The 19,309-nt window shown below is 33.1% G+C and carries 14 protein-coding genes; 3 read left to right on the plus strand and 11 right to left on the minus strand.

The window, feature by feature from the left end:
• Nucleotides 1-290: 290 nt before the first annotated feature.
• Nucleotides 291-1,184, plus strand: coding sequence for a LysR family transcriptional regulator (locus Q5N69_RS02445; RefSeq protein WP_304367253.1), 894 nt, complete (start codon nucleotides 291-293; stop codon nucleotides 1,182-1,184).
• Between the two features lie 1,474 nt (nucleotides 1,185-2,658).
• Complete coding sequence (locus tag Q5N69_RS02450; protein ID WP_304367254.1) at nucleotides 2,659-3,735, plus strand: endonuclease/exonuclease/phosphatase family protein; 1,077 nt, start codon at nucleotides 2,659-2,661, stop codon at nucleotides 3,733-3,735.
• Nucleotides 3,736-5,013: 1,278 nt separating this feature from the next.
• On the opposite strand, the gene Q5N69_RS02455 is transcribed toward Q5N69_RS02450, so the two are convergent.
• The 11 genes from Q5N69_RS02455 to phrB form a co-directional block, all read right to left on the minus strand.
• Complete coding sequence (locus tag Q5N69_RS02455) at nucleotides 5,014-7,464, minus strand: EAL domain-containing protein (protein WP_304367255.1); 2,451 nt, start codon at nucleotides 7,462-7,464, stop codon at nucleotides 5,014-5,016.
• Nucleotides 7,461-9,053 carry a FecR domain-containing protein gene (locus Q5N69_RS02460; protein ID WP_304367256.1) on the minus strand — a complete coding sequence of 531 codons (1,593 nt, stop codon included), beginning with the start codon at nucleotides 9,051-9,053 and terminating at the stop codon, nucleotides 7,461-7,463. Before Q5N69_RS02460 ends, Q5N69_RS02455 begins: the two co-directional genes overlap by 4 nt.
• A gap of 175 nt (nucleotides 9,054-9,228) precedes the next feature.
• Nucleotides 9,229-9,768, minus strand: a complete 540-nt coding sequence (locus Q5N69_RS02465; RefSeq protein WP_304367257.1) for a DUF3833 domain-containing protein — start codon at nucleotides 9,766-9,768, stop codon at nucleotides 9,229-9,231.
• Nucleotides 9,769-9,954: 186 nt separating this feature from the next.
• Complete coding sequence (locus tag Q5N69_RS02470) at nucleotides 9,955-10,542, minus strand: chalcone isomerase family protein (RefSeq protein ID WP_304367258.1); 588 nt, start codon at nucleotides 10,540-10,542, stop codon at nucleotides 9,955-9,957.
• An 18-nt stretch (nucleotides 10,543-10,560) separates the two neighbouring features.
• Nucleotides 10,561-11,064: a DUF2878 domain-containing protein gene (locus Q5N69_RS02475; protein WP_304367259.1), complete on the minus strand. Its 504-nt coding sequence runs from the start codon at nucleotides 11,062-11,064 to the stop codon at nucleotides 10,561-10,563.
• Nucleotides 11,042-12,304 carry a cyclopropane-fatty-acyl-phospholipid synthase family protein gene (locus Q5N69_RS02480; RefSeq protein WP_304367260.1) on the minus strand — a complete coding sequence of 421 codons (1,263 nt, stop codon included), beginning with the start codon at nucleotides 12,302-12,304 and terminating at the stop codon, nucleotides 11,042-11,044. Before Q5N69_RS02480 ends, Q5N69_RS02475 begins: the two co-directional genes overlap by 23 nt.
• Nucleotides 12,305-12,318: 14 nt before the next feature.
• Nucleotides 12,319-13,104: a DUF1365 domain-containing protein gene (locus Q5N69_RS02485; RefSeq protein ID WP_304367261.1), complete on the minus strand. Its 786-nt coding sequence runs from the start codon at nucleotides 13,102-13,104 to the stop codon at nucleotides 12,319-12,321.
• Nucleotides 13,105-13,106: 2 nt separating this feature from the next.
• On the minus strand, nucleotides 13,107-14,378 hold the full coding sequence (locus tag Q5N69_RS02490; RefSeq protein ID WP_304367262.1) for an NAD(P)/FAD-dependent oxidoreductase: 1,272 nt from the start codon (nucleotides 14,376-14,378) through the stop codon (nucleotides 13,107-13,109).
• Nucleotides 14,379-14,382: 4 nt separating this feature from the next.
• Entirely contained in the window at nucleotides 14,383-15,111 is a 729-nt protein-coding gene (locus Q5N69_RS02495) for an SDR family NAD(P)-dependent oxidoreductase (protein ID WP_304367263.1), read from the minus strand.
• Nucleotides 15,108-15,572, minus strand: coding sequence for a nuclear transport factor 2 family protein (locus tag Q5N69_RS02500; RefSeq protein ID WP_304367264.1), 465 nt, complete (start codon nucleotides 15,570-15,572; stop codon nucleotides 15,108-15,110). Before Q5N69_RS02500 ends, Q5N69_RS02495 begins: the two co-directional genes overlap by 4 nt.
• Nucleotides 15,573-15,855: 283 nt before the next feature.
• Nucleotides 15,856-17,262 carry a deoxyribodipyrimidine photo-lyase gene (phrB, locus tag Q5N69_RS02505; protein ID WP_304367265.1) on the minus strand — a complete coding sequence of 469 codons (1,407 nt, stop codon included), beginning with the start codon at nucleotides 17,260-17,262 and terminating at the stop codon, nucleotides 15,856-15,858.
• A 333-nt stretch (nucleotides 17,263-17,595) separates the two neighbouring features.
• Here phrB and Q5N69_RS02510 point away from each other — a divergent pair, with 333 nt between their 5' ends.
• Nucleotides 17,596-18,894 (plus strand): PAS domain-containing methyl-accepting chemotaxis protein, encoded by a 1,299-nt coding sequence (locus tag Q5N69_RS02510; RefSeq protein WP_304367266.1) that lies wholly within the window; start codon nucleotides 17,596-17,598, stop codon nucleotides 18,892-18,894.
• The last annotated feature ends 415 nt before the right edge of the window (nucleotides 18,895-19,309 follow it).

Raw genomic sequence — 19,309 nt, forward strand, 5'->3', positions numbered from 1 at the left:
CATAATGTGTATAGTTTTAGGTAAAAGTAAGTTGTAGAGGAGGGATAGCGAAGAGATAGTTTTATTAGAAATTAGCTTATCTATCTTTTGGATGTATTTAACTAGTTTAATATCAACAAGGTAGTAGAGGTATTAAAAAATAATTCATCATCAAGATAAACATTACTGTTATTCGCGTTGTGCTTTCGTATAATCATTTGCTGTTATATTTGTAAAATTTAGCGAATGTTATTTTATATTTGTTTTATAAATATTTTACCTTTAGGTAAAGTTATAAAAAGGAAGTAGAGATGAATGCAACATTAAAACAAATTAGAGCTTTTGTTATGGTGGCAAAAAGTAATAGTTTTGCCGAGGCTTGTGAGATCCTGCATTTGTCGCAACCTGCTTTAAGTATTTCTATTAAAAATTTAGAGTCAATTGTTGGTGGTGCTTTATTTATACGTTCAACACGTAGCGTTTCTCTTACGCCAGAAGGAGAAGCTTTTTTACCTATTGCGCAAAACTTATTAGTAAATTGGGATGATGCCTTCAACGATTTAAATAACTTATTTTCATTAAATAGAGGTAAATTAACTCTGGCTTCAATGCCATCTTTTGCGAGTAGCGAACTACCCGCTCAGCTACAAAAGTTTAAAGCTAGTTATCCTAAAATTAATATAAAAGTGCATGACGTTATAGCTGAAGACGCTGTTCATATGGTTAAAAATGGGCAGGTAGAGCTAGCACTGACTTTTGATCCAGACGAAGAAGATTACCTTAATTTTGAGCCACTCTTTACTGACACCTTTGTCATAGCTTTACCTGAAAAGCATGAACTACTAAAGCATGACCATATTACATGGCCTATGGTTGCCAAATATCCGTTTATTATGTTGCAACGCCCCTCAAGTATTAGGCATTTAATCGATAACGCATTAAAGGATGAAAATATTGATTTGAATGTAGAGCTTGAAGCTAATCAATTAGTTACCATTGGGCAAATGGTCTCTATTAATCTCGGCATCAGTGCTATGCCATCTTTATGTAAAACCCAACTGCAAGCCCAAGGTGTTGTTTGTCGCTCATTAACGCAGCCAACAATAAGTCGAAGAGTGGGGATTGTTACTCGAACTCGTTATCCGCTTTCAAGCGCTGCAAAGGCCTTTATTGAGATCATTAGAGCGGAATATCAAATGATCTAACGAAGATTATCGTCTTAAAAAATCTTACTAAGCGAATTTATTTTTATTTATTGAAATACATTTTGAACTAATCGGAAGAAGAAGACTCATAACTTATAGAAATCATGTTTTCCCCTTGTATTTCATGTTTATTTATAGCGCGCCTACTTTTGTAAGCGCGTTTTTTTTGCCTGGAATTTGACAAATTTTTTATAGGATCACTAGAAAGGAATACTTCATTTCTTTTACATAGAAACAAACTGATTTATACAACTTCAATATTAATTAAATAAAGTTTAATTAATATTGAACTAATCGGAAGAAAAAGACTCTTAACTTATAGAAATCATGTTTTCCCCTTGTATTTCATGTTTATTTATAGCGCGCCTACTTTTGTAAGCGCGTTTTTTTTGTCTGAAATTTGATAAGTTTTGAAGTGAGGAGGAGTAAACTTTATAGATAAGAAAATAATTAAATAAAATTTAATTAATAATGAACTAATGTAAATATCGAGACTCTTAACTTATAGAAATTATGTTTTCCCTTGTATTTCATGTTTATTTATAGCGCGCCTACTTATGTAAGCGCGTTTTTTTTGTCTGAAATTTGATAAGTTTTGAAATGAGGAAGAATAAACTTAATAGATAAGAAAATATAAAAAACCTCATCAGAGTTGACCATTGATATTCCCTTTAACCAATAAATTAAATAAAATTTAATAATTAATGAACTAATGTAAATATCGAGACTCTTAACTTGTAGAAATTATGTTTTCCCTTGTATTTCATGTTTATTTATAGCGCGCCTACTTTTGTAAGTGCGTTTTTTTTGTCTGGAATTTGATAAGTTTTGAAGAGGGGAAATAATAAAATTAATAGATAACAAAATATAAAACAACCCTCATCAGAGTTGACCATTGATATTCCCTTTAACCAATAAATTAAATAAAATTTAATAATTAATGAACTAATGTAAATATCGAGACTCTTAACTTATAGAAATTATGTTTTCCCTTGTATTTCATGTTTATTTATAGCGCGCCTACTTATGTAAGCGCGTTTTTTTTGTCTGAAATTTGGTTAATAGTCTATTGTGGATCCCAAAAAAGAAAGAGGGAATATACATACAGGTAATTAGCTGTTAAGAAATAAAATGATAATAACTAAATAAAGTTTAATTATTATTGAACTAATCTTAATAACGACACTCATACTATATAGAAATCATGTATTCCCCTTGTATTTCATGTTTATTTATAACGCACTTACTTTTGTATGTGCGTTTTTTTTTGCTCAAATATACCAATCAAAAATTAAAGATATTCTCTTGTGTGATAAGGGGGAACTTTGTTTATCTGTTTACTTTGATTCCTTGAACCTACGGCTTATTTCGTATGATTGAGCTTCATTAACAATATAAGAAGATAAAAATTACATAACAATTTTATGCATAATTGTTTACTCTGAATTTATTTTTCATCTATAAGGATATTGAAGTGCTCATTTTTTTAGCTGTTTTGATCAGCTTTTTATTACTCGTAACTTTATTACCTATATCGTATAGCCAGCACTATTTAGTGCGTAGTTGTGATTTTATTCGTTTACAAGTTTTTTATATAACAAGTCTAGTTGCTATTTTTACTGGGTATTTACAGGTGAAAAGTGATTCATACGAGTTTTTGATTATAAATATCATTGCTTTAGTTGTTTTGGTTATGCAAGGGAAATGGATTTTTCCATATACTGTTTTTGCTAGAAAAGAAGTGCAAGGTACATCAGATAAAAGTGAAAACAATGTAATTGTAATGTCGGCAAATGTTCTTATGTCTAATCATGAAAGTGAAAAGCTTATTAAATTAGTGGGTGAGCATAAGCCAGATATTCTTATCACATTAGAGACTGATTCTTGGTGGGAAGAAAAATTATCTGTTCTCAAAAATAGTTATCCGTACGTGATTGAATGCCCTAAAGATAACCGTTACGGCATGCATTTATACAGTAAATTTAAAATACTGGATTCGCAGATCTGTGAGCTTATAGAAGATGATATTCCATCAATTCATATTTTATTTGAAAATGATAATGGGTTAAAAATGCAAGGGCACTTTATACATCCTGCGCCGCCGAGTCCAACAGAAGAAGATTCATCTCGTCCACGTGATAGTGAATTAATTATGGTGGCTAAAGCGGTAAAAAATAGTACTCGCCCTACGATTGTTGCAGGAGACTTGAATGATGTTGCTTGGTCGAGAAGTACACGCTTATTTATGCAAATCAGTGGTTTTTTAGATCCTCGTAAAGGCAGGGGTTTTTATAATACTTTTCATGCAAGCTACTTTTTTATGCGCTGGCCACTAGATCATCTATTTCATAGTAAAGGCTTTAAATTAAGACACATAAAGCGTTTAGATAAGTATGGCTCTGACCATTTTGCATTGTTAACTGAACTTGTTTTTGATGATGCTAAAAATGAATCATTAGAAACTAAATCTGAAGCAGATATAAAAAGTGAAGTTGATCAAATGGCTATGGATAAAGCTGATAAACGGAAGGTTCCATACTTTCAAGAGTGAGTTTTGATAAAAGAATAAATTAATTTTGAACTAAATTAACTTTTAATACTCTTACTTTATAGAGATTATGTTTACCCCTTGTATTTCATGTTTATTTATAACGCGCTTACTTTTGTTAGCGCGTTTTTTTTTGTCTAGAATTTAAGTAACCTGAGGTTGGTTTAATATATGCTTATCTTACTTGTATTAGGCTAGTTATTGAGGCGAAACTTTCTTTGAAGTAATAAAAATCAAGCTAGCGTATAAGTTAAAAACACTTTAAACCGAGTTCAAATTAATTAAATAGTCGTGTTGTTATGAACAAATTTGGGCTTATATTCTCAAGTACAAATAAATATAAGTAAAATATTGAACTAATCAAAATATTAGCACTCCTACTTTATAGAAATTATGTTTTCCCTTGTATTTCATGTTTATTTATAACGCACCTATTTTTATAGATGCGTTTTTTTTTGCATTCAATTCGGCCTAAATTGTATGAATTTACCCATTGTAAAATAGTTGTATTCTTATTTTACAATTATGAGTTAATGCAAAGATGCCGATGTTATGACTGCCCTTAAGATGTAAGTATTATGCTGATCTGATTTAATGTTTACTCATAACGCATCTCCTTTGTAGATGGTTTTTTATAAAGCAGTATAAAGGTGTATATTGTATGCTGCGCGAGATGATTGTTAATGTGGTGTAAATAATTATTCATAAAGAATTTTCTTCAATAATATCCTGTATTAAAGCTACTCATTAGACCTCTTTTACCTCAACCCTTGTTTTTATTGGTCTTGATATAACTAAAATGATTTACATATACTTTTTGTTGCTTGATATTTAATCTTTTTTGTATGATTATGAACTTGAGAGTAGATGGCGTAATAGGTAGTTATGCACAAATAATAAATAAATCTGAACTTATTTTAATTTTTCTAATCTCAATAAGTGAGAGTTTTTTCTCTTACTTCATGTTTATTTTTAACGCACCTATTTTCATGGGTGCGTTTTTTTTGTTTTAATTTTTGAATTTTCTATTTGAATGAAGATATTAATTAACCTCAGTTAGGAGTAATAACTATAAAGAGGTGCTTATAGACACTTGTAGGTTATATAGCCGTTTTTGTTTTTAGTCTTAACAAGAAGTGATGGGGTAATAGTTTTGAACTAAGTAGGATGTTTGTACTCTTAATTAATAAGAGTCATGTTTCTCTTATTTCATGTTTGTTTATAGCGTGCCTACATTTGTATGCACGTTTTTTTTGCGTAAAATTTAGCGTAAGTAAATTATTAAGGGTGAGATGCAGAGCTAAGTAGTTGTAACAAACTCTTTTGGGTTATCGGTCTGCTAAAATAGAATCCTTGTAACTCTTCGCAGTTATTCATGTTTAGGAAGTTTTGTTGATCGATTGTTTCGACACCTTCGGCAATCACTGACATTTTTAAAGAATGTGCCATTGATATAATTGCTAGTGTGATTTCTTTTGCATCAATACTCGTATCTAACTCGCTGATAAATAATCGATCTATTTTTATTCTATCAATAGGGAATTGTTTTAAATAACTTAAAGATGAATAACCTGTGCCAAAGTCATCTATAGATAGGTTTACACCCATCCCTTTGAGTTTTGTTAGTACATCTACTGCGTTATCCATATCTTTCATTAAACAACTTTCAGTTAGCTCTAATTCAAGATATTTAGCTGGTAGTTGAGCGTTGTTTAATGCATAGGCAACTTGCTCTAACAGATCAGGAGATGAAAACTGAACGGCAGATAGGTTAACAGCAATTCTTAAATCTGTATGGCCAGCGTTGTGCCAAGACTTTAAGTGTAAGCATGCGTTTTGTAGTATCCAGTTGCCTATAGGTATAATTAGCCCTGTGCTTTCTGCTATTGGGATAAATTCGTCAGGCAGCATCAATCCTCGATCAGCATGATTCCATCGCACTAGGGCTTCTACACCAATTATTTTGCTTTGTTCAGCTGTAACCTGTGGTTGGTAATAAATTTCAATTTCGTTACGTGCTAATGCAGACGTTAGATCATTCACCAGCTTGTTGTGTTCAATAATATTTAACTTTATTTCTTGATCGTAATAACAAATGCCACGACCACTTTGCTTTTTAGCTTTTTGCATAGCTGTAATTGACGCGTCAAATAGTTCGTCTATTTTTTGCGTATGTTCAGGGTAAAAGCTAGCCCCAATACTTATTGGTAAAACAAACTTCTCATTTTGTATTTGATAGGGTTTACCTAATAAATCATGGAGAGCATCGCAAAAAATGCTAAGTTGTTCTTTATTAGATATATCCTTAAAAAAGATAGCGAATTCAGGTCCATTGTATCTGGCACATTCGTGCTTTTGATCTATACAGGTATTGATTCTTGTTGACGCTATATTTAATAAATGGTCACCAGCTTTAAAGCCTAACAATTCATTTACGTCTTTAAACTTTCCTAAATTAATTACAACTATAGCAAAGTTTAAATTACCATTAGATTGTCTTAATGCCTTGATAATATTCTTTTTAAGTTGTTGCTGAGTTGGTAACAAAGTTACAGGATCGTAACCTATATGCCTTTCTAAAACGGCAATCTTTTTATGTGTATTTTTTGTATGTATGAAAGATGTTAAACAATAAATAAGTATTTGAGCAATTATCATTAAAGCGGGCTCAAACCATAAGTTAAAGCCAAACAGAAGTATTGCACTTGCCGATATACTGACTAACACTTGTACAATTAAATTTGGAATTAACCACAAGTTAGCAATGAAATAAGTACAAAGAAGACTTAACAGAATAATAATGAATTTAAGCGAATAATTTAACCAAGGGTCAACTTTTAATATGAATTTGTCGTTAATTAACCCGTTAACGATATGGGCATTTATTTCAACACCTGTCATGTTTTGATGATTAGAAGAGAATGGTGTTGTAAACCTTTCACTTAATCCTGCAGCTGTTATTCCTACAATCACAACTTTATTTTTAAATGTATTAATATTAATAGTTTTATCTAACACATCGATATATGAATAAGTTGGAATTGATCCTGGATTATTTGTATAGGGGATCAAGATTGGTTGGCGTCGAGTCCAATGTGATCCTAAAGTTAACGTGGTAGTTTCAAATGTTTTTTCTGGCTTAGCAAGCTGGGCTAGGGCAAGAGAAAAGCTTGGCCATTTTGATTCTTTCCAACCGGCAAAAAGATAAATGGAACGGACAAAACCGTCCTTATCTAACTCTAAATCTACGTGCCCTAAACCTGCACTTTTGTCTGCCAAAATAGGAATTGGAAGTAGCTCAGAGGCGATAGTTTTTTGAGGGGCAAGTGGAGCTACAGCCAAAATAACTGAATTGTTTTTTTCTATGGCTGTTGCAAAGTTTCTGTCTCTTACTGGGTGGTTTTTGTCTGGCTCAGTAAAAAGAATGTCGAAGCCAATAGCCTTGGCTTTTGAGGTTTCTAAAGCGGTAAGTAAGGTGGCATGTACGTCCCTTGACCACGGCCATCTACCTATCTTTTGGAGACTTTTATCATCTATTGCAATAATGACAGTGTTTTGTTCGACGGTATGGGGCTTAGTTGTTAATAACCAATCATAAATAATAGTGTCTAATTTACTGAATTCATTAGTAAATAAAACTAGTACGCCAAGTAAAAATATAGCAACGCGCAGCTTATTATTTCGCCAAGAGATTGACGATTTTGATTGTTGATTATCAACAGTCAAACTCATATTAATATTACTAATAAAAGAAAGCCAAACATTGAAAGTATGCCTTTGTCTAATTGAGAGATATGTTGAGTGTTACCCCATTCACTTTCAATAGCTGTGTTATTCAAACTTAATTTACATCTGACAAAAACTTCCTCTGAAGAGTCGAATGCTATAGTTGAGGTATTAGAATCCAATTGATATGTTTTTATCATTTGAGTAAATTCTGCATCCTGAGCAACTTGAATAGTCGCTGTTTGGTCGTTTTCTATTGGCGACCAGCGAATACTTACATTGTTTGACTCGACTTCAGCTTTACAGTTTGGTGCTGTAATGATGGTTTTCCAGTTAAAGGCTAACACTTCAGATGCTGGGCCTTTATCTACACCGTTTTGAATGTCTTTAATTGAAGATACTCGCCAGAAATAATCTCCAAAAGCTAACTCTTGAGTTAGTTGTATTTGAGTATCTGTGGTTGTTTGTTTCAAAACGTTTTGAGTAAATTCTTTATCTTTAGCTATTTCTATTTGATAACGATTAGCACCATCAGTTGATATGTTCCATTCAAGTGAAGATAACTTATTGTCACCTAATATTTTCTCAGCTGTGTGGATTAATTTTGGTGCACTTGGAGCTAAATTTACAGTTAGCTGTTTAACAACAGGAAGGCCTTCAATACCTAGTGTGTCGATTGCTGTAACTCGGTAAAAATATACACCATCACTTAACTGAGGTAATACCATTGAAGTAGCTGAGGTTGATTGGCTCCAAAGTATGCTTTTGAAGTTATTATTTTCTGATAATTGAAGGTTATAACTTTCAGCTTTAGTGTTTTTAATCCATTGTATTTCAGGAAGTTTCTCAAAAAATGTTTGAGTTGTTGTAATTGTTGGTGGTGCTAATAATGCTACTGGCTTAGTAGGTTCTTCACCTTTCTCGATACGAGTACCTTGCCCGGTGGCAACACTGATTGTGTTGTCAGGCTTTTCTCCCGCAACGGCAACTGAGCCTTCAATCACTTCAACAGTGGAAATGTTTTCTCCTGTATTAGATACACGATAAACGGTTCCTCTTACAGAGCTTATCGCCGAAGGTGTTGAAATATCTAAACGAGATCCTGGGCCTTTATTTTTTTGTGCGTTGGTTTCTACTTTACCTTGAATTACTCTTATACGAGTATCTACCATGCCTGTTTTGCCGTAAGAAGATAGATGATCAAATGCAACAATTGTATTTTTAAATAAAACCATCTCACTACCATCCGCAAAAACTACGGTTGCGCTGCCATTATCACCCGTACGGATCTCATCACCGAGTACTAATTTAGTTGTTGATGTTAGTGGGCTTAGTACTTTATTTCGGAGGAATTGGCTATCGCCTTTCAGAAAAGATATTTGTGCTGAAGCGGGTGTGTGTTTGATCCACTCCATAGGAATACGGATCACACTGCCAGGTTTCATTCTTTTAGGGTATTTAATATTATTTAATTGCTGAAGTTGGGTATAATAATCAATACTAGTGAGGAATTTACTACTAATATTCCAAAGGCTGTCGCCATTAGTGACTACATAAACCCAAGGTTTTTTTTCTGCGGATACAGCTAATTGCATGGTACTTAACAGAAATACCGAACAGGAAACTAGGCTAACAAGAAATTTTTTCATCGAAGAAATAGCAACTAAAGTGGTTTGTAAAAAATTGTTACCGACAATAGTACACTGAATATACTTTTATATGAAATGTTTTGTGTTAAATTTATGTTAATAAGATGTAAACTATTCGTTCCTAAGTTGCTTCTTTCTCAATATAAATTATTATTTCTCCAACCTTTAAACCGTATTTGATAATATTGGTTTTATTAAACAACCTGTTATCGTCTATTAAATACATCCAATCATCTAGCGTTACTTGATATTCAGTCCCATCAATTTTAATTAATAAATCGTATTTCCAGTAGAGTGCAGAGCCACTTGTTTGACCTTTTGCTGTGCCAACAACATCACCTGCTGTACCGGAATAGGTATTTTCATCTTCTTTGGTTAATTGCCATACTCTGGTAGATTTCTCACCATCGTCAAAATCGAACCATTCGTTAATTGTACCTTTGTTGCCATTCCATTGTGCTTCAAGCACTACGCTGAATCGTCTTGCCAGCTTACCATTGCGGTCTAATACCATTCCGTAAGCACTTAAATTACCATTAAAAAACTCTTCTAACACTAAGTCAGGTGTTGTTTCTTTATAGTCACTTATTTGTGGGGATGAACACGCAGTTAAACAAATAAACAGGAAAAGCATTGTTATTTTCATTGATGTATTTTTCATAATTATCTCTCGTTATTTTTAGGAGCAGTTGGGCTTTTATATTGTTTTTACAGCAATGTATTCGCGTTTTAATACGACTATATGGGTGCAGAAGCTAGGGTGACTCAGGAGACAAAGCCCATATCGCGATGAAATCCGCTTTAAAGTGAGTAAAATTGAACCCTGAAAAATCAAAAGACCTGAGGTTTATTGGCCTATTAGTTTTTTTCTTAATTTAGGTTCAGATGTGTGTTTCGATAACCAAATAGAAAGAAAGTAGTCACCAAATGTAGGTTCATTAATACTGCCTATTAACTGGTAATCTATAGGTTTATTTTGCTTAACTGTCGTTTGTTTAAGGTAGAAGTTAGCTTGTTTTTCTTTATTCAATGTAAAAAGGATCACGTCATTTTCTTTAATATCTGGAAAAATTTTACTTAATTGAGTTAACCATTTGTCTTCTTGAATTTGAGGTACTAATCTTTCGTTAAAATGTGAATTCAGTTTGACCCATTCGCCTTGTGTTGCATCAATAAATTCTTGTTTCTCTATGTCTCTTTGATAAGTCAATTTAAGGGCTTTTGGATATGATTTTTCATCATAAGGCGAATCAGCACTGTAAAATTCAGCCTTGTATACTTTCCAAAACAATATGTTCATTTGACCTTCACCTAGTTTTTGTAGTGAAGATGCTAATGTTGACCCTAGATCATTATCTTTGGATAGGTTAGCGGCCATGCTCGCAACAGAAAATATACTGAGAAATATAAAAGTGAATAGCTTTTTAATGTTCATGATAATTCCTTTGTAGTGTTATTTTTCTGATCTAGTTATTAAGGCATGTAAGCGAGTTAAAAAAGGTAGTAATAGTGCCCAAACTGTTGCCATGATTAATACAAAATATACAGGTGAATAAGCACTAGTGAATACGTTAAGTTGCAATGCGGCGTAATAACTTAAGGTACCAAAAATTGCGCCTAGCCCACTTATTTTGTAAGGAGATAACTGACTTAACCACTGTAAACTGTGGTTGAAGCACCAGGCCAAAACACACCATAAAAGCATTAGCCATAGTGGCAAAATGGGTGTCAAACTATGTGGTATTTGAATTACCTGTAAAATCATTAATAATTGGTCGACAGTTATGCCTATTAATGCGATGGGCAATACTTCAATATCAGCTTTTCTGCTTGGGCTAAATAAGAAGTGGATACACATTAATGCGAGTATTATGGGTATGCCACTATCTTGATATGTTGCAGATAAAAACCAAATTAGCTGAAAAACAGCTAAGTTAATAAGTGAGAATAGTCTCATCTAGCGCATCTTTATATTCTGGCTTACGAGCAACTATATGGTGTGTGCTGATCACTCGCTCAATAAATGCGCCTTCACAATAGGCAAAGTAGTAATGCCATAAACGTTTGAATTGTTCATCAAATCCGAACTGGCTAATATCTTCCCAATTTTTATCGAAATTTCTACGCCAGTCATTTAAGGTTCTTGCATAATGTAAACCTATGTCTGAGATGTTATCGATCATCATATCGGTTGACGTTGCAATGTGTTCACTGATAACTGCGATGGAAGGTAAACAACCGCCAGGAAAAATATATTTCTGAATAAAATCAGTGTTTTTTCGATAATTATCGTAACGTTGATCAGCAATAGTAATGGCTTGAATGAGTAACTTTCCATTGGGTTTTAGTAAGCTATTACACTTATTGAAGAATTCAGCCATAAAATTGTGGCCAACAGCTTCTATCATTTCTATTGAAACAAGCTTGTCGTATTGACCTTCAAGTAAACGGTAATCTTTTTTAAGTAAGGTTATTTTTTCGCTTAAACCAAGAAAATTTACACGATCTTGGGCATATTCAAATTGTGCGTCTGAAATTGTTGTTGTTGTTACTTTACAATCATAATGAGTTGCAGCAAAAATGGCTAATCCACCCCAGCCAGTACCAATTTCAATTAAATGGTCATCTGCTGTTAAGTTTAGTTTGTCGCATATGGTTTTTAATTTAAGAGTTTGCGCTTGATCTAAAGTTGTTTCTTCGTCTGAATAGATAGCTGACGAGTACATCATTTGAGGATCAAGGAATCTAGTGTAAAGATTATTGCCTAAATCGTAGTGGGCTAATATATTCTTTTTAGACCCAGTAACCGTATTTGAGTTTTTGAAGTTAAGCAGTTTGTTTTGTAATGTGTTTAACCAGCCGCTCTTGTTTTCAACTTCATCAAGAGCTTTTTGATTTCGTGCAAAAATACGTATTAATTGTGTTAAGTCTGAAGAAGTCCACTTTTTTGATATATAACCTTCAGCCGCAGCAATACTGCCACCCTTTATAATGTCGGGATAAATTGACGGATCATGAATGTGCATATGCGCTTTTAAGGATGCGTTAATGTCGCCATGTGTGCTGCTATAAGAATTTTCATGAATCTCAATGCAAGCATCTTTCATTTTACCTAACGTATGTAAAACTATCGCTCTACACTTTTCCTCAAACCAAGTGAGTTTTTTATTAAATACTAGGCTATTTGTTTGTTCCATAATTACCTCAGATCTTATTTTGCTTTATCTACAATAGGTACACGTTTGATAAATAGTTTTATGGCTTGCCAATAAATTAATATAACGATTTTTATTATAGTAAAAGGTAAACTCAACCAAGACTTAATTAACGTTAATGTCTTTAATGGTCTTTTGGTTAGTTTCATATTTGCTTCAAATACTTTTTCGTTGGTATCTTGCGTAAAGTTTTGAATATTAATAAACAATTTCTCTGAAGGCCGGTTAATATTCCAGTGATAATTCATGTTTAATTCCATGAAAGGTGAAACATGAAAATCTTTTTTGGTTATATTGCCTTTACCATCAATATTACTTGTTCTCTTTTTTGGCACGTTCACTAAATAATAATGTCTTTCGTTCCAAGGTGTATTGCTTACCTCTGCTAACATATAAGAGCATTCTTCATTTTTATCAAAACAGTAATAAAAGTTAATAGGGCTAAAATAAATGCCTAAGCAACGACATTGGGCAATCATCAAAACTTTATGGCCATCCCATTCACCGCCTAAGCTTTTAACTTTTATAGCAATACGTTGCTTTAAAGATCCTGGTTCACTTTTTATGTAATCTTTTTCGTTAAAGCGCACTGGATTGAACCACTTTGTTCCAAATAACGGGTGTTCTGTGGTTACTTTATCCAGTTCATCTAACATTATGCCAAGCATAGATATTTGATAAGAAAACTCATTCATCTTAGGTGAGAAACGCTTATGAGAGACTAAGCCTTGGTAAATCCCACTTTTAAAAAGATCAGAATTATCTGTTAAAGGCTCACCCATTTTTAAAGCCCAATGCCAAATCGTTTAGCAACAACTAAGGCGCTAAATACACCATCTTCATGAAAACCGTTGCGCCAATAAGCTCCAGCAAAATGTGTATTGTTTTGGCCACAAATTTCTTTACGTCTGTACTGAGCTTGTAAACTCTGATGATTAAAAACTGGGTGATGGTAAATATAACTGCTGATGATTTTACTTGGGTCAATCTTTTCTGTTTGATTTAAGGTGACGCAGAATGTTGTGTCAGTGTCTTTAAGACCTTGTAAAATATTCATATTGTATGTAACACATGATGGGTTTGTAAGTTGTGCGTCTGTACTTGTATTGTCTAGCAAATAGTTCCAACTTGCCCAGGCGAGCTTACGTTTAGGTAGTAGGTTGGTGTCAGTATGTAATACCACTTCATTACTTGTATAAGGAATACTGCCTAATATATCTATTTCATTGGCTGACGGATCTTTTAATAAGGCTAATGCTTGATCAGAATGGCAGGCGAAAATAACATCGTCAAAAAGTCGAGTAGTACCATTTTCAAAAACAATTTCTACTTGGTTTATATGTCTTATAACATGCTTAATATGGCTGTTGAGTTCAATTTTGTCTGCAAAAGAAGCTGTCAGAGGTTCTATATATTCTCTTGAACCGCCAGGAATAACATACCATTGTGGACGATTAGTAATATTTAGTAAGCCATGGTTATAGAAGAAACGTATAAAAAAATGTAAAGGGAACTCTTCCATCTCACTCAGGCTTGTCGACCATATCGCTGCGCCCATAGGTAATATGTAATTTTGTTTGAAATAGTCTGAGAAGTTATTAAGTTTTAAAAAATCACCAAGGGTATCTTCTTTATTTATGTTGTCAGATGCATAAGCAGCTTTACAATGTTTATTGAATTTAATGATGTCTTTAACTAAACCCCAAAATTTAAGGCTTAATATATTACTTCGTTGAGCAAATAGGCTATTAAATGTGTTGCCATTGTATTCAAGGTTTGTTTGTTTGTTTAAAACACTAAAACTCATTTCTGTAGGTTGTAAATCAACTTTAAGTAGTTTTAATAATTTTAAGAAATTAGGATAGGTTCTGTTATTGCAAACGATAAAGCCTGTGTCTATGGCGTAGCTTTTGTTATTAAAGACGATATCTTTTGTGGCTGTATGTCCGCCAATGTAGTCATTTTTTTCAAATACTGTGACATTATGTTTTCTATCAAGTAAATAGGCACAAGTAAGTCCCGAAATCCCCGAACCAATGATTGCTATATCTTTCATGTTGTTATGCACCTTTTTCCATTTTACTTGCCAGATATTTCCATAGGTTAGAAGGCAGTAAAGAAAGTAATTTTAATGTGTATGTGAAACGCTTGGGAAAGTTAATTTCACTACTTTTTCGAGATAAGCCCTTAAAAATATATTGAGCTGCTTGTTCGGCAGTGATGATACAAGGCATTTTAAATGTATTTTTATCGGTTAGACTTGTTTGAACAAAGCCTGGATTAATTACACTTACATTAATGTTATGTGGTTTTAAATCAATGGCTAATGTTTTGGCTAAATAAGTTAATGCAGCTTTTGAAGCACCGTAAGCCTCGGCTCTTGGTAAAGGCAAAAAGCTAGCACAAGAACTGGTGATAGCGAGTTGGCCATTTGGCTTTACTAATTTTAGCCATACATCCAAACAATAACCTGTTGATATAATATTATTAGTAATAACACGAGCGAATAACTCACCGTCAAAGTTTAATGCATCGTCGATGTACTCGCATCCACCAGCATTGAGTAGAAGAATATCTAAAGCTGGGATATTTAACGTTAAACTCTCAATACTTTCTTTAGAAGTTAGATCGCATGCAAAAGTGGTAATATTGCTATGTTGTTCAGATAGACTTGTTAACCTTTCTTGGTTTCGGCCTCCAGCAAATACCATAAACCCATTTTGCGCATACAATAAAGCGATTGCTGCACCTATGCCAGAAGAAGCTCCTGTTATCAGTATAGTCTTCATTTGCTTAATCGCTGTTTTAAATAACGAATAACTCTTCCAAGTAAGGGGACGTGTTCGTAAATCATTGAGCCAACATCAAGATAATCACGATGAAATATCACTTTGCCATCAGCTGATTTTAGATGAGAATGCCCCATAACAGAGATTGTATTACCTGAATTTAATTTAGGATGTTCATAACGCATTTCCCAATAGATTGCGGCTTCGTTTGAAGTGTTGATTATGTGGGTTATTTCAAAGTTACAAGTAATGACGTTAGTGTATAAATTTTCAAAATATGCAATAAAGTCTTCTAAGCCATCTACTTTGTGTAAAGGATCTTGAAAAGAAATATTCTCATGATAAATATCTGTTAAAGAATTTAAGTTATCTTTTGATAAATTCTGATAGATCATTTGAAACTTACATAACCACTCGGGAGTATTAAGGCCATGCAGTTGAGTCGGTTTTATAACACTCATTATTACTTCCCTGATTTATAGCTTGTCTTTAAAAGCTGAATTAATACGTATGTAATGTTTATACAATGTTAAACGTTACGCTATGTATAAATACGAAGCTCAAACTGTAAAAGATCACTTTCCTTCAAAAACTAAGATTACTCATTTTTCTAATTACGGATTAAAAATATATTATGAGTAATAGATAACTTATTTATTATTAACAAGTGTTTAGCTTACCTATTTTATATTAATTACTAGTTAGGTACCCTTTAAAATAATTCATAAGTTTAATCTTTTAGTTTTAGGCTTGTTTAAATAGAGCTAATGCATCTAATCTTGCCGTTTTGTGGTCAACAATAGCTTCTGGATATACAGATGATTTACCCACACTAGCTAAATATTTGTGAGGAAAGTGTATTTGTTTAGCTGGTACATTACTTAACTCAGGAAGATACTTTTTGATAAAACTACCATCTGGATCAAATCTTTCACTTTGCCTAATTGGGTTAAATACTCTGAAATATGGCTGAGCATCACAGCCTGTGCTTGCAGCCCATTGCCAACCGCCGTTATTTGCTGAGAAATCACCATCAATTAAGTGCTTCATAAAGAAAGTTTCACCTAATCTCCAATCGATTAACAGATGTTTAGTTAGAAAACTCGCCACTACCATACGTAAGCGATTGTGCATCCAGCCAGTAGTTATAAGTTGTTTCATAGCTGCATCTACAAGAGGGTAGCCAGTTCTCCCTTCACACCATGCTTGGTAATGTTCAGGAGTATTTCTCCAAATTAATCCATCATATTTTGTTTGGAAGTTTTTATGTTTACATAATTCTGGGAAATGAAAAATTAGGTGTTTGTAAAAATCGCGCCATGCTAGTTCATTCAACCAACAAAATATGTCAGCTTTGGGATTGTCTAATATATGGGGATACTTTTGTAATACATTAAACAGTATAACTTTAGGGCTAATGGCGCCTATAGTCAGATAAGGTGATAAACCGGAAGTACCTTTTAAAGCTGGAAAGTCTCGATATTCTTTATATTCATCATGTTTTTTTTCTAAAAAACTAGGCAGTACTTGATTATAAATATCTGAAGATAAAGGCCATTTTTTTGAACATGTTTTTGGGGTATTTAATATGATTTTAACTGGGCTGATCGACTTGTTACTCGCCTGTTTTAAAGGTTTTGGTGGCTGGCTCATATTTAGCGGATGTTGAGTAAGGTAATTTGCCCAATTATTTTTAAAAGGTGTGAAGACCTTATACATATCCCCATCACCATTGAGGACTTTTCCTTTACTCACTATAACGTCAGATTCAAAAAGCTGTAACGAAACGTTTGTATCGCTAAGTGCTTGTTGTATTTTTTTATCTCTGTTTCGTTCGTTTATTTCGACTTCACTATTTGCATAAATATTTTCGATGTTATGAGTTTGGCAGTAAGATAATAACTTATCAGCTTGATCGTTAAAGTCAGTCGCTTCTATATGTTCTAGATCTATTCCTAATTCTAATAATTGCTCTGCTAATAAATTTAAATGACGCTCAATAAAGTCAGCTTGAATAGGGGCCATATGATGTTGTTGCCACTGAACAGGTGTTGAAATGTAAACAGCTTTACAGTTGCCCCTTTCAGTTGCGTTAGTAAGTGCAGGGTTATCGTAAATACGTAAATCTTTTCTAAACCAAATTAGATCCATGAGACATGCCTATAGTTTACTTAATGTGTTTGTTTATTTTGATAAAAAGCCATAATCAGTTTTACAGAAGCTTTATTTTTGTACATTGTGGTATTTTTGCACTATATTTATCTCTTATATATTGTAAATATTTCTTATTCTGTGAGTTAAATAGTAGGTTAAAAACATACAGAAGTAGAATAAACAGTTAATACCTCTACATAAGCTAATACGAAAATACTTATCAATAAGATCATTATATAATTGATATTTTTATTGTTTGAGGTGCTTTATAACTTGATTAATCTATACGGACATTTTTAATCGAATATTATGTTTAAAAAATGGGGCTGTATGTTTAATAAAAAACTTAAAGAAGATCTTCAACATTGCAATACTCAACTGATCGAGTCGCAATCAGTTATTCAAGCTATCAAAAATAGTGTCGCTACTATCGAATTTTCACCTCAAGGGTATATTCTTGATGCGAACGACTTATTCCTTTCTGTTGCTGGTTATTCAAAATCCGAAGTTATAGGCAAACACCATTCTGTTATGTGTGATCCTGATTATGCAGCAGATCATTCGTATCAAACTTTCTGGGAGAGTTTACGTTCGGGTAAACCAAACAAAGGAACTTTTGAACGACGTAATAAAGAGGGCGACATCCTTTGGCTTGAAGCAACATACTTTCCTATTATTGTAGATAATAGTGTTGTTAAAGTTATGAAAATAGCAACGGATGTAACTCAGGAAAAGCTGGCTTCTTTAGCCAAAGAACAAATTCTTGATGCTTTAGATAAATCTCAAGCCATTATTGAGTTCACGCCAGAGGGAACTATAATCCAGGCTAATGAAAATTTCACAAAAACTGTCAAATATGATTTAAATGAAATTGTTGGTAAACACCATAAAATGTTCTGTGAAGATCTCTTTTATAGAGAAAATCCTGAGTTTTGGAGTGAACTAGCGCAAGGGCAATTTAAAGGTGGTCAGTATTTAAGAAAAGATAAAAATGGCGTTTCAATATGGTTAGAAGCAACCTATAACCCCATTATGGATAGCACAGGAAATGTTATCAAAGTTATAAAATTTGCTCGCGATATTACACAAAATATTGAGAAGGAAGTTGCTGTTCGTGATGCATCTAATATGGCGAATAGTACGTCAGTAGAAACTGTTAAAATAACAGAGCATGCAGCTCAATTATTGGGTTCTTCGGTGAAACTTTCGAATGAAGCGTCTGACAAAGCTAAAACAACCACCGAGCAAATATCTAAATTGAGCGAGCAAGCCGATAGCATTCAAGCGATTGTCTTAACAATTAAGAGTATTGCAGATCAAACCAATTTATTAGCACTAAATGCTGCGATTGAAGCAGCAAGAGCTGGTGAGCAAGGTCGTGGTTTTGCAGTTGTTGCTGATGAAGTACGTCAACTTGCTTCACGTACTAGTGAGTCTACAAATGAAATTGAATCGGTTGTACTTAATAACCAATCAATTACGCTTAGTGTTCAAGAAGGGATGAGCTCTGTTTCTGACTTTGTTGAAAAAGGCCGTGTTCAAATGTCTGAAGTTGCAGGAGTGATGGAAGAGATAAAAATAGGTGCTGCAAATATATCTGATACAGTTTCAGCTTTGTCTCGAAACTAATTGATGCTTCAGTAAATAACCTGAGCTTGGCTTAATATATTCTTCTCAAACAACTAGTTTTACTTGCTTCATCGTTAAATTTACTTGCAATAGATTAGCTATTGCAAGTAAATTTCTTTGAAGAAAGAAACACTATCAAGTTAGAGTATTAGAGTATGAGTTAAATTTTATTAGTAACTATTTCAATGGATTAAAATATCTTAAATCGAGTTTAGGTTAAACAGAATATAAATAAAAAACGGTTAACTTTTTTAAGAGTTAACCGTTTTTTATTTATAAGTGAACTGTTCTCAAGATAATAACTTGTATTTTAACAACCTTTTTCTTATTACGTTGCCAAACTTGATTGCAATAAACTCGCTATAGACGCTTAAATTTTTCTTATACTAAGTGAATACATTAAGTAAGAAATGGT

Origin of the sequence: Pseudocolwellia sp. AS88, assembly GCF_030551755.1 — a bacterium.
In the GTDB taxonomy this organism is placed as follows: domain Bacteria; phylum Pseudomonadota; class Gammaproteobacteria; order Enterobacterales; family Alteromonadaceae; genus Pseudocolwellia.